This window comes from Streptomyces sp. yr375 (genome assembly GCF_900110755.1).
Classification (GTDB): domain Bacteria; phylum Actinomycetota; class Actinomycetes; order Streptomycetales; family Streptomycetaceae; genus Streptomyces.
This window is the reverse complement of sequence record NZ_FOFF01000003.1, coordinates 198,348-210,197: the sequence shown is the minus strand read 5'-3', so window position 1 is coordinate 210,197 and position 11,850 is coordinate 198,348. Positions and strand designations below refer to the sequence as shown.

At 69.6% G+C, this 11,850-nt stretch carries 7 protein-coding genes, 1 tRNA gene and 2 pseudogenes; 5 read left to right on the top strand and 5 right to left on the bottom strand.

Going from position 1 to position 11,850, the window contains the following annotated elements:
• Nucleotides 1-195: 195 nt before the first annotated feature.
• Together BMZ82_RS05335 and BMZ82_RS05330 are read right to left on the bottom strand one after the other, a co-directional pair.
• A tRNA-Leu gene (locus tag BMZ82_RS05335) sits at nt 196-280 on the bottom strand.
• A 128-nt stretch (nt 281-408) separates the two neighbouring features.
• Nucleotides 409-1,004 (bottom strand): annotated as a pseudogene (locus BMZ82_RS05330) (ATP-grasp domain-containing protein); the annotation flags it as partial.
• Nucleotides 1,005-1,176: 172 nt separating this feature from the next.
• On the opposite strand from BMZ82_RS05330, the gene BMZ82_RS05325 reads away from it, so the two are divergent.
• The 5 genes and pseudogenes from BMZ82_RS05325 (at nt 1,177) to BMZ82_RS05305 (ending at nt 8,048) form a co-directional block, all read left to right on the top strand.
• Entirely contained in the window at nt 1,177-2,859 is a 1,683-nt protein-coding gene (locus BMZ82_RS05325; RefSeq protein ID WP_093772190.1) for a thiamine pyrophosphate-binding protein, read from the top strand.
• Between the two features lie 10 nt (nt 2,860-2,869).
• Nucleotides 2,870-4,129 carry a formyl-CoA transferase gene (gene frc, locus BMZ82_RS05320; RefSeq protein WP_371271150.1) on the top strand — a complete coding sequence of 420 codons (1,260 nt, stop codon included), beginning with the start codon at nt 2,870-2,872 and terminating at the stop codon, nt 4,127-4,129.
• A gap of 4 nt (nt 4,130-4,133) precedes the next feature.
• Complete coding sequence (locus tag BMZ82_RS05315) at nt 4,134-6,278, top strand: acetate--CoA ligase family protein (RefSeq protein ID WP_093772460.1); 2,145 nt, start codon at nt 4,134-4,136, stop codon at nt 6,276-6,278.
• Between the two features lie 186 nt (nt 6,279-6,464).
• Nucleotides 6,465-6,649 (top strand): annotated as a pseudogene (locus BMZ82_RS41610) (MFS transporter); the annotation flags it as partial.
• A gap of 1 nt (nt 6,650) precedes the next feature.
• Nucleotides 6,651-8,048 carry an OFA family MFS transporter gene (locus tag BMZ82_RS05305; RefSeq protein WP_177244397.1) on the top strand — a complete coding sequence of 466 codons (1,398 nt, stop codon included), beginning with the start codon at nt 6,651-6,653 and terminating at the stop codon, nt 8,046-8,048.
• 111 nt (nt 8,049-8,159) lie between these two features.
• Here the strand turns inward: BMZ82_RS05305 and BMZ82_RS05300 are convergent, their stop codons facing one another.
• The 3 genes from BMZ82_RS05300 to eboE form a co-directional block, all read right to left on the bottom strand.
• Complete coding sequence (locus BMZ82_RS05300; RefSeq protein WP_093772188.1) at nt 8,160-9,218, bottom strand: sugar phosphate isomerase/epimerase family protein; 1,059 nt, start codon at nt 9,216-9,218, stop codon at nt 8,160-8,162.
• A gap of 71 nt (nt 9,219-9,289) precedes the next feature.
• A complete protein-coding gene (locus BMZ82_RS05295; RefSeq protein WP_093772186.1) occupies nt 9,290-10,684 on the bottom strand; it encodes an alkaline phosphatase family protein in 1,395 nt (464 codons plus the stop codon).
• A complete protein-coding gene (gene eboE / locus BMZ82_RS05290; RefSeq protein WP_093772184.1) occupies nt 10,681-11,850 on the bottom strand; it encodes a metabolite traffic protein EboE in 1,170 nt (389 codons plus the stop codon). Before eboE ends, BMZ82_RS05295 begins: the two co-directional genes overlap by 4 nt.

Genomic DNA, 11,850 nt, shown 5'->3' with positions numbered 1-11,850 from the left:
GGACCGGTGAACGACCTCGACAACAGCGGTGTCCGGCGGCATGGCAGGACAACCAATAACCGGGCATCCGCGACTTTAAGGCGACAACGGATACAGAAACAACAAAACCCGCACCCGGCGAAACGCCGAATGCGGGCCTCAATAAACCATCACCGCGATCACCGAGCGAAAACCGCTCACCACGGAGAGTAAAAGTGTCCGAGGGGGGACTTGAACCCCCACGCCCGATAAAGGGCACTAGCACCTCAAGCTAGCGCGTCTGCCATTCCGCCACCCGGACAAGGTGTCTGCCGCCTTGCGCAGGTGTTCCCCCGCGGCGACATGGACAACAATACCAAGCTTTCAGGGTGCCTTTCACCTGCATATCCGCTGGCCGCGCAGGTGGCAGGGCCAGCGCCCCGCACTCTTCACGCCAGGTGACCGCCCGATCACTTCCATGCCGGCGGCAACGCCGGCGAACTCGCAGTCGAGGCCTTTGGTCGCGACCTCCCCCTCCAGTGCGTCACCGTCCGGCTCGGCCGCATCCGTTCCCCAACAGGCCTGCCGGAAGGACGCGTTGTCGTCGAGGGCGACCTTGCCGTCAAGGGCGAGGACCTGCCCCTGCTCGGCGCGGACGAGCGGGTCGACCTCGACCAGGAGGGCGCCCTCCCGGCGGAGGCGATCGCAAGGAACCGGCCGACCGCGCGGGTGAGTACATGGGCGACGCACAACTCCGCCTCGATGGCGACGGGTTGGGCCAACGTCACCGCGCCAACCACATACCCCTCGATACGCATACGGAGCACCCGACGGACCGTCAGCTTGGCCGACGGCGGCAGGATCGGCGGCGAGCTTTACGCCGCCCACCTTGCCCCGACCACCCGCCTCGACCTGGACCTTCACCACCACTCGCCCGCCGAGTCGACAGGCGATCGACCACGCCCCCTTGGGCGAGTCGGCCACTTCGACCCTCGGTGCCAAGATGCCGTGTTCCTCGAAGAGTTGCCTTGCCGATGTTCATACAGGGGCCGGAGCCGGAGACATCGTGAGGCCGAGCTCCGATGACCGAAAGTGCCGCACGCCCCCTGGACACCATCCACCGGATGCGGGATAACAATCTTCATACAGTATCCGTCGACTGTATGCAATGTACCGACGACTGCATCCCATCCCCCTACGAAGGGACAGGACTTCGCCATGCCCGACGACACCCAGGACGTGATCTCCGGTGGTCATCTCGTTGCCAAGGCGCTGAAGGCAGAGGGGGTCGACCGCATCTACACCCTGTGCGGCGGCCACATCATCGACATCTACGACGGCTGCGTCGACGAGGGCATAGAAGTCGTCGACGTGCGCCACGAACAGGTCGCCGCCCACGCCGCCGACGGCTACGCGCGCATCACCGGCAAGCCCGGCTGCGCGGTCGTCACGGCGGGACCCGGCACCACCGACGCCGTCACCGGTGTCGCCAACGCCTTCCGCGCGGAGTCCCCGATGCTGCTGATCGGCGGCCAAGGGGCGCTCACCCAGCACAAGATGGGGTCACTTCAGGACCTGCCGCACGTCGACATGATGACGCCGATCACCAAGTTCGCGGCGACCGTGCCGGACACGGCGCGCGCGGCGGACATGGTGTCGATGGCGTTCCGCGAGTGCTACCACGGCGCGCCCGGCCCGTCCTTCCTGGAGATCCCACGCGACGTCCTCGACGCCAAGGTGCCGGTGGCCAAGGCGCGCGTGCCGAAGGAGGGCGCCTACCGCGCCTCGACCCGGTCGGCCGGCGACCCCGAGGCGATCGAGAAGCTCGCCGACCTGCTCGTGCACGCCGAGAAACCGGCCGTCCTGCTGGGCAGCCAGGTGTGGACGACCCGGGGCACCGAGGCCGCCGTCGACCTCGTGCGCACGCTCAACATCCCCGCGTACATGAACGGGGCCGGCCGCGGCACCCTGCCGCCCGGCGACCCGCACCACTTCCAGCTCTCCCGCCGCTACGCCTTCTCCCACGCCGACGTCATCGTGATCGTCGGCACGCCCTTCGACTTCCGGATGGGCTACGGCAAGCGGCTGTCCCCGGACGCGACCGTCGTGCAGATCGACCTCGACTACCGCACCGTCGGCAAGAACCGCGACGTCGACCTCGGGATCGTCGGCGACGCCGGGCTGGTGCTGAAGTCGGTGACCGAGGCGGCCTCCGGGCGCATCAACGGGGGTGCGTCCAGGCGCAAGGAGTGGCTCGACGAGCTGCGGGCGGCCGAGCAGACCGCCCTCGAAAAGCGGCTGCCGCAGTTGCGCTCGAACGCCTCCCCCATCCACCCCTACCGCCTGGTGAGCGAGATCAACGACTTCCTCACCGAGGACTCCATCTACATCGGCGACGGCGGCGACATCGTCACGTTCTCCGGGCAGGTCGTGCAGCCCAAGTCACCCGGTCACTGGATGGACCCCGGCCCGCTGGGCACCCTCGGCGTCGGCATCCCCTTCGTGCTGGCCGCCAAGCAGGCGCGGCCCGACAAGGAGGTCGTCGCCCTCTTCGGCGACGGGGCGTTCTCCCTCACCGGCTGGGACTTCGAGACGCTCGTCCGCTACGACCTCCCGTTCGTCGGCATCGTCGGCAACAACTCCTCCATGAACCAGATCCGTTACGGCCAGGCCGCCAAGTACGGCCCGCAGCGCGAACGGGTCGGCAACACCCTCGGCGACGTCCACTACGACAGGTTCGCCCAGATGCTGGGCGGTTACGGCGAGGAGGTGCGCGACCCCGCCGACATCGGCCCCGCGCTGCAACGCGCCCGGGAGTCCGGGAAGCCGTCCCTGATCAACGTCTGGGTCGACCCGGACGCGTACGCCCCCGGCACGATGAACCAGACGATGTACAAGTGAGGTGCCCCCGATGACTCCGATGACCCCGATCTCAGAAACGTCGACCAAGGCTCTCGAAGGCATCCGCGTCCTCGACATGACGCACGTCCAGTCGGGCCCGTCCGCGACCCAGTTGCTCGCCTGGCTCGGCGCGGACGTCGTCAAGCTGGAGGCACCGTCCGGTGACATCACGCGCGGGCAGTTGCGCGACCTCCCGGATGTCGACTCCCTCTACTTCACGATGCTCAACTGCAACAAGCGCAGCATCACCCTCAACACCAAGACCGAACGCGGCAAGGAGATCCTCACCGAGCTGATCCGGCGCTCCGACGTCATGGTCGAGAACTTCGGACCGGGCGCGGTCGACCGTATGGGCTTCACCTGGGACCGCATCCAGGAGATCAATCCGCGAATCGTCTATGCCTCCATCAAGGGGTTCGGGGACGGCCCGTACACCAATTTCAAGGCGTACGAGGTCGTCGCGCAGGCCATGGGCGGGTCGATGTCGACCACCGGTTTCGAGGACGGGCCGCCGCTGGCGACGGGGGCCCAGATCGGGGACTCGGGGACGGGTGTGCACGCCGTGGCGGGGATTCTCGCGGCGCTGTACCAGCGGGAGAACACCGGGCGTGGGCAGCGGGTCAACGTGGCCATGCAGCACGCCGTACTCAACCTGTGCCGGGTGAAGCTGCGGGACCAGCAACGCCTGGCACACGGGCCGCTCACTGAATATCCCAACGACGACTTCCGCGAAGAGGTTCCCCGTTCCGGAAACGCGTCCGGCGGCGGCCAGCCCGGCTGGGCGGTCAAGTGCGCGCCGGGCGGCCCGAACGACTACGTGTACGTCATCGTGCAGCCCGTCGGCTGGCAGCCGCTCAGCGAGCTGATCGGCCGGCCCGAGCTGGCCGACGACCCCGAGTGGGCGACGCCCCGGGCCCGGCTGCCCAAGCTGAACAAGATGTTCCAACTGATCGAGGAGTGGTCCTCGACGCTGCCCAAGTGGGAGGTGCTGGAGCGGCTCAACGCCCACAACATCCCATGCGGGCCGATCCTCTCCACCAAGGAGATCATCGAGGACGAGTCGCTGATCGCCAACGAGATGGTGGTCCGCGTACCGCACCCGCAGCGCGGCGAGTTCGTGACCGTGGGCAGCCCGCTCAAGCTCTCCGACTCCCCCGTCGAGGTGACCGGCTCACCGCTGCTCGGCGAGCACAACGAAGAGGTGTACGTCGGCGAACTCGGCCTCGGGGACGAGGAACTGCGCCTGCTCAAGTCGAACGGGGTGATCTGACGTGATGGCCGAGGACCGGATGCTCAGGGTGCGTTCGCTGTTCGACGCGGTGCGCGCCGAGGGGCGCACCGCGCTCACCGCGCCCGAGGGCAAGGTGATCGCCGACGCGTACGGGATCGCCGTACCGGGCGAGGAACTGGCCACGAACGTCGAGGAGGCCGTCGCGTACGCGGCGCGCTTCGGCGGCCCCGTGGTGATGAAGATCGTCTCGCCGGACATCCTGCACAAGACCGACGCGGGCGGGGTCGTCGTCGGGGTGGAGGGCGCGTCCGACGTGCGGGCGGCGTTCCACCGGATCGTCGAGAACGCGCGCGCGTACGACGCCGCGGCCCGTATCGAGGGCGTGCAGATCCAGGAGCTGCTGCCGAAGGGGCAGGAGGTCATCGTCGGGGCGGTCACCGATCCGACGTTCGGCAAGGTCGTGGCGTTCGGGCTCGGCGGGGTGCTCGTCGAGGTGCTCAAGGACGTCACGTTCCGGCTGGCGCCCGTGGACGCCGACGAGGCGCTGTCCATGCTGGACTCGATCCGGGCGGCGGAGATCCTGCGCGGGGTGCGCGGCCAGGCCGGGGTGGACCGGTGGGCGGTCGCCGAGCAGATCCGCCGGGTGTCCGAACTGGTCGCGGACTTCCCCGAGATCGCCGAGGTGGACCTCAACCCGGTGATCGCCACGCCGGAGGGCGCGGTCGCCGCGGACATCCGTGTGATCCTGTCCGACACGCCGGTCAAGGAGCGCCGGCGCTACACGCGCGCGGAGATCCTCACGTCGATGCGCCGCCTGATGGAGCCGCGCTCCGTCGCGGTGATCGGCGCCTCCAACGAGCCGGGCAAGATCGGCAACTCGGTGATGCGCAACCTCGTGGACGGCGGTTTCGCCGGGGACATCCATCCGGTGAATCCCCGGGCCGACGACATCCTGGGCCGCAAGGCGTACCGGAGTGTCACCGACGTTCCCGGTGAGGTGGATGTGGCGGTCTTCGCGATCCCCGCCAGGTTCGTGGCCGCGGCCCTGGAGGAGGTGGGACGCAAGGGGATCCCGAACGCCGTGCTGATCCCCTCCGGGTTCGCGGAGACCGGCGAGCAGGCGCTCCAGGACGAGATCGTGGCGATCGGCGAGCGCTACGGCGTGCGGCTGCTGGGGCCGAACATCTACGGCTACTACTCGACCTGGCAGGACCTGTGCGCCACGTTCTGCACGCCGTACGACGTCAGGGGCGGGGTGGCGCTGACCTCGCAGTCCGGTGGCATCGGGATGGCCATTCTGGGCTTCGCGCGCACCACGAAGACGGGCGTGTCGGCGATCGTGGGGCTCGGCAACAAGTCGGACCTGGACGAGGACGACCTGCTGACCTGGTTCGGCGAGGACCCGCACACCGACTGCATCGCGATGCACCTGGAGGACCTCAAGGACGGCCGCGCCTTCGTCGAGGCCGCGCGGGCTACCGTGCCGAAGAAGCCGGTCGTCGTCCTGAAGGCGGGCCGTACGGCGGCGGGTGCGAAGGCGGCAGGCTCGCACACCGGGGCGCTGGCGGGCGACGACGCCGTCTACGACGACATCCTGCGGCAGGCGGGCGTCATCAGGGCACCCGGGCTGAACGACATGCTGGAGTACGCGCGCGCGTTGCCGGTGCTTCCCACCCCTCAGGGGGACAACGTCGTGATCATCACGGGTGCGGGCGGCAGCGGGGTGCTGCTGTCGGACGCGGTGACCGACAACGGTCTCACCCTGATGGAGATCCCGCCGGATCTGGACGCGGCGTTCCGGGCGTTCATCCCGCCCTTCGGGGCCGCGGGCAACCCGGTCGACATCACCGGGGGCGAGCCGCCGTCGACGTACGAGGCGACGATCCGGCTGGGGCTGGAGGATCCGCGGATCCACGCGCTGGTGCTCGGCTACTGGCACACCATCGTCACTCCCCCGATGGTCTTCGCGGAGCTCACCGCGCGCGTGGTGGCCGAATTCCGCGAACGCGGCATAGAGAAGCCCGTCGTGGCGTCGCTCGCGGGTGACGTGGAGGTCGAGGAGGCCTGCCAGTACCTCTACGAGCGGGGCGTCGTGGCGTACCCGTACACGACGGAGCAGCCGGTGGCCGTGCTCGGCGCGAAGTACCGGTGGGCGCGGGCGGCGGGGTTGTTGGGGGGCGGTTCATGACGTGACCAGGCACGGGGCCGGCCGACGGTGCGCGTCGGCAGGCCCGGGCCCCGTGCGCGCACGAAAGGCATGGGACAGGGGGCGCCGGCCAGAGTTTTCGACGCACGGGGTGCCGAGCCACATAACGACCACCGACTCTTCGATCTGTTCCTGTTCGCGTCGCACCTGGACGACCCGAAGATCCGCTTCGGCGAGAACAACGACGCCGGCAACCACGGCATGGTCCACAGCTCCGAGGGGCGTTCGTCCTGGCCGGTTCCATCGGTCTCGCGTCCGCCGTGCCGGCGCTCTTCCTGAAGGCGCCCGGGAGGCCGAAGACCAGTCGTCGCATCGTCCCCAACCCGCATCCGCTCGGTGAGGAAATGGCCTGACATGACGGCAGATCCCCTCGCAACGAACAGCTCTTCGACCGGCACCGCACACCGTCCCTACCAGGAGGTGACCGACACCCGCGGCCGCGTCTACCGCATCGGCGAGACCGACCGCGACATCCTGGGCCACTCCCGCAGGCTCATGATCTATCTGCCGTGGCTCGCCATGATGGCGATCAGCGTCTTCGAGTACGCGTACGGCTCGGCGGAGGACACCCTGTCCCGCGCGCACGGCTGGACGCAGAGCAACACCTTCTGGATCCTCAGCGTCTGGGTGTTCTTCCAGGCCGGTATCGCCTTCCCGGCGGGCTGGCTGCGCGAGAAGGGCGTCCTGACGGCCCGTAGGGCCATGTACGTGGGCTCCGGGATGTGCCTGGTCGGTTTCCTCGCCCTGTCGCACCTGGACGACGTCCTGGCGGCGATCCTGGGGTTCGGGGTGGTCGGCGGGATCGGGGCCGGTCTGGTCTACGCGACCTGCATCAACATGGTCGGCAAGTGGTTCCCGGAGCGGCGCGGCGCCCGGACCGGCTTCGTCAACGGCGGGTTCGCGTACGGGTCGCTGCCGTTCATATTCATCTTCAACTACGGCTTCGACACGGCGAACTACCACCGCGTCCTCGACCTCATCGGCTGCTACATCATGGTCGTGGTGTTCGGGTGCGCGTTCTTCTTCAAGGACCCGCCGAAGAACTGGTGGCCCGCCGACCTCGACCCGTTGACGTTCGCCGGCGACAGCAGGAACGCGGCGAGCCTGGCCAAGAACCCTCCGGCGGTACGGCAGTACACGCCGAAGGAGGCCATCAGGACCGGCATGCTGCCCCTGATGTGGCTCTCCATCGTGATGACGGCCGGCGTGTCGATCTTCGGGATCTCCTTCCAGGTGGACTACGCCAAGGAGATCGGCTTCGGCCCGCTGGTCGCGGCCTCGTCCATGGGTGTCATGGCGGTCGTCAACGGCGTCGGCCGCGGGGTCGTGGGCTGGCTGTCCGACCGGTGGGGCCGCAAGCCCACGCTCGTGTTCGTGATCGTCGTCCTGGGGCTCGCGCAGTTCGGCGTGATCTGGGCCGGTGACGTCAGGAGCGAATGGCTGTTCCTGTTCTTCGCCTTCCTGTCCGGCTTCGGCGGCGGCGCGTTCTACCCGCTGTTCGCGGCCCTCACCCCGGACTACTTCGGCGAGAACTACAACGCCACCAACTACGGGCTCGCGTACAGCGGCAAGCTGATCAGCGGCCTGTTCGGCGGCGGACTCGGCTCCATGGTCGTCGCGGCCTGGGGCTACAACGGCGCGTACGCGCTGGCGGGCGGCGTCTCGATGGCGGCGGCGGGCATCGCCCTGCTGCTGCGACAGCCCGGGCGGAACAGCGGGGAGATCGCCTCGGCCCCCCGGCCCACCGGCTGACGACGCACGCGCGCGTGGAGGCTCACTCCCTACGTCCCTCGGGTGGGCCTCCACGCGCGCGTGCGCGTACTCAGCACATCCGGTGTGTCCGGCGCATCCGGTGTCGGGTGCTCAGCACTTCTCGCGCAGCGAGTGCAGGTGCGCGCTCGACTTCCGGGCGAAGGCGAACGACTCGACCGGGTTGTCGTGTTCGGCCTGCCAGTGGTGGGCCAGGCGCTCGCCGCGCAGCCGGGTGACGGCGGAGATGAACCGCTGGTAGTCGATGTCGCCGTCACCCACGTCGACCATCCGGTACCCGAACTGGTCGGCGGGGTCGCTGACGCCGTCCTTCACGTGGAAGAGCGGGTAGCGGTGCGGCTGCCTCAGTACGTAGTCCAGCGGCTCGAAGGGCGCGGGCCTGCCGTCGGTCCGCGTCGAGAAGCGGAACTGGCCGACGTACGCCCAGTAGATGTCCATCTCCAGGAACACCAGGTCGGGATCGGTCTCGGCGAGCAGCACGTCGTAGAGGCGGACCTTGGGGTGGTCGGTCGCGAAGCCGAACTCGTCGGAGTGGTTGTGCTGGTAGAACTTCATGCCGCGGGCCCTGGCCGCCGCTCCGTACGTGTTGAACTCCTCGGCCGCGCGCTTCCACGCGTCGACGGTGGAGCCGTAGCGGAACGGGCCGGAGGCGGTGCCGATGTGCTTGAGGCCGAGGGCCTGGGCGTCGTCGAGGACCTTGGTGAGGTTCTGGGCGAAGGTGTACGCGTTCGGGTCGTCGGCGTAGTAGCCGACATGGCTGCCGATCGGTGTCAGGCCGTGGTTGCGGGCGAGTCGCTTGAGCTGGGCGAGGGTGATGGGGCCCGCGGAGCCCTGCGTGTAGCCGGCGAACTCGACCTCGTCGTACCCGTACTTCTCCAACTCGGCGAATACGGCGGCGAAGCCCAGCGTGGAGACCTTGTCCCGCAGGCTGTAGAGCTGGATGCCGAGCCGGCCGGGGGGCAGGACGGGACGGCCACGGCCGGTGACCGACGCTCCGGTGCCGGTGCCGGTGGCGGGCGCTGCCGTGGCCGGGGTCGCGGCGGCTCCCAGCAGTGCGGCCGCGGTGGCTCCCGCGGCGACGCCGAGCATGCCTCGTCTGGTCAGGCGGTGGGCGAGTTCGGGGTTGGTGTCGGTGTCGAAATTGCGGCTCATGTCTGGAACTCCTCGGGATCGGGGGGCGTTGTCAGTGGTGAGTGCTTCACTTGTGACCATTCGGCAACCAGTCAGCACAGACCGGCCAGTTGGAGCAGCAGTGCTTTCACGTCGGTGGCCGCGACGCGGTCGCCGAGCGAACGGGGGGTGGAGCAGATGAGGAGCGGACCGTCGTCGTCGCTCGCCGGAAGGCGGCCGTGGCTGCCTCGAATAGGTGACGGATCGAGGGGCACGACCGCCATGCGGTAGCGCATGCCGAGCTTCTTGCGGGCCAGGGCGGTGGCCGCCTTGACCTTCACATACGGGTCGAGCGGGTCCATGAACAGCTCGACCGGGTCGTAGCCGGGTTTGCGGTGGATCTCGACGAGTCGGGCGAAATCGGGCGCGCGAGCGTCGTCGAGCCAGTAGTAGTACGTGAACCAGGCGTCCGGCTCCGCCACGGCGACGAGTTCGCCGGAGCGCGGATGGTCGAGGTGGTGCGCCTTCTTGCCCTCGTCGTCGAGGAGTTGCTCGACGCCGGGCAGTCCGGCGAGCGCGGACCGGGTGACCTCCAGGTCCTCGGGGCGACGCACATACACGTGGGCGAGCTGATGGTCCGCGACCGCGAAGGCACGGGACGCCGTCGGGTCGAGGTACTCCATGCCGTCCTGGGTGTGCACCTCGAGCAGGCCCGCGCGGCGCAGGGCGCGGTTGATGTCGACGGGCCGGCTCACCCGGGTGATGCCGTACTCGGACAGTGCGACGACGGTACGGCCCTGCGCGCGTGCGTCGGCCAGCAGCGGGGCCATGGCCGCGTCCAGGTCGGCGGCCGCCTGGAGGGAGCGGGGGTCGTCGGGGCCGAAGCGCTGGAGGTCGTAGTCGAGGTGAGGGAGGTAGCACAGGGCCAGGTCGGGTCGGCGGGTGCGCAGGATGTGGCGGGTCGCGTTGATGATCCAGCGGCTGGAGACCAGGTCCGCGCCCGGTCCCCAGAAGTGGAAGAGGGGGAAGGTACCGAGTTTCGCAGTGAGTTCGTCGTGCAGGGCCGGGGGCCGGGTGTAGCAGTCGGGTTCCTTGCGGCCGTCGGAGTAGTAGACGGGACGGGGGGTGACGGTGAAGTCGGTGTCGGCGCCCATGGCGTACCACCAGCAGATATTGGCGACCGTGTAGCCGGGGTGGGCCCGGCGGGCGGCGTCCCACAGCTTGTCTCCGGCGACGAGACCGTTGTGCTGCCGCCACAGCAGGACGTCGCCGAGCTCGCGGAAGTACCAGCCGTTGCCGACGATGCCGTGTTCGGCCGGGAGCGTGCCGGTGAGGAAGGTGGACTGCGCGGCACAGGTGACGGCCGGCAGGACGGTTCCGAGCGGGGCCCGGGAACCGGCCTGGGCGAGGGCCCTGAGGTGGGGCATGTGGTCGAGCAGACGGGGGGTGAGACCGACGACGTCGAGGACGAGAAGAGGTACGGGACTGTTGGCCACCAGAGCGGTCACGGCAGCTCCTTGAGCCCGAGGTCCGTCAACAGGTCGCGGGCCAGGGCGAGTTCGGCGGCGATGCCGTCGATGAGCTGGGCTCGGGCGCGCGGCCGCAGCTCGGGTGGGAGTGCCTGCCAGGTGTAGGTCTCGACCTCGAGGTGCCGGGTGAGCGGGTGCGGGCCGCCGACGAGCCGGGTCAGTGCGGCTTTGAGTACGGGGAGTGTGGAGGTGAGCGGCGCGGCGGGGGCCGCGTGCAGCGGGACGTGGAAGTGGGCCCGCCAGGGCCGGTCGGCGGGCAGGGCGGTGCCGGCGAGGGCCTCGCCGAGGTCGTCGGTGCCGTGCAGACCGGCGGCGGTGACCGTGCGGGTCTGGTGCAGGAAGCGGGGTTCGTCGAACGCGGCGAGGGCTTCGCGGACGGCTGCGAGATGGGGGTGTTCGGCGTGCAGGGCGGCTGATAGCTGGGATTTGACGACGGGGACGCGGGCTGCGGCGAGCGCGTCCAGGGCGGGGTGCGGGTCTTCGAAGGAGGTGGCGAGATGGCAGGTGTCGACACAGATGCCGATACGGGGGTGGCCGACGGCCGTGAGCGGGGCGAGGGCGTCGGCGGTGGTCTCGACGATGCAGCCGGGCTCCGGTTCGAGGCCGACGCGGACGGAGCGGCCGGTCAGGTCCGCCAGCGCGTCCAGGCGGTCGGCGAGGGTGCGCAGGGCGGCGCGGGCCGTCTCGGCGCGCTCGGCGTTCCAGGCGGTGCGCCAGCCGAGCGGGAGGGTGGAGATGGTGCCCTCGGTGACGTCGTCGGGGAGCAGCCCGGTGAGGACCCGGGCCAGTGCGGTGGTGTGGTCGAGGCGTTCGGGGTCGGCCCAATCGGGCTTGTACACGCGGTACTTGACCTCTTCGGCGCCGAACCCCTCGTAAGGGAAGCCGTTGAGGGTGACGACCTCGAGGCCGCGCCGGTCGAGCGCGGTGCGCAGGACGCGCAGGGCCGACGGTTCGGCGTCGAGGGCGCGGGCGGCGTCCTTGGCGAGCCACAGGCCGATGCCGAGCCGGTCGCGGCCGAGGCGGCGGCGGACGGGCTCGCAGTGGTCCCGGAGTTGCGCGAGGACGCCGTCGAGGGTCTCGGCGGGGTGCACGTTGGTGCAGTACGCGAGGTGGACGGTGGTGCCGTCGGGGTGGCGGAAGCGCAT